Annotated in this window: 1 protein-coding gene; it reads right to left on the bottom strand. The window is 66.8% G+C overall.

Annotated elements, in window-relative coordinates:
• Positions 1-226 (bottom strand): hypothetical protein (locus tag IEZ00_RS21460; RefSeq protein ID WP_189225103.1); only part of this gene is annotated, 226 nt, incomplete at both ends.

Below are 226 nucleotides of genomic sequence, written 5' to 3'. Positions count from 1 at the left end.
TCCGGAGTAGAACCAGCCTGAGTCCCATTCGGTCCTCGCGGTCTCGGCAAACGCCTCGTCGAACGCCTCCAGCACCGTCGTCCCGGCGTGACGGGACACGAACACCTGCGGCGACAACGAGCTCCTCCCCGCCTTCAGCACGCTCGGCATGGGCAGCGAATACTCCACATCGACGGTCCCGTACCAGGGGTCGCACCGCGACGCCATCGCCCGCAGCAGCTTGACA

Source organism: Saccharothrix coeruleofusca (assembly GCF_014648515.1).
In the GTDB taxonomy this organism is placed as follows: Bacteria; Actinomycetota; Actinomycetes; order Mycobacteriales; family Pseudonocardiaceae; genus Actinosynnema; species Actinosynnema coeruleofuscum.
The sequence above is the reverse complement of the archived record's forward strand: the minus strand, read 5'-3'. Positions and strand labels throughout refer to the sequence as shown.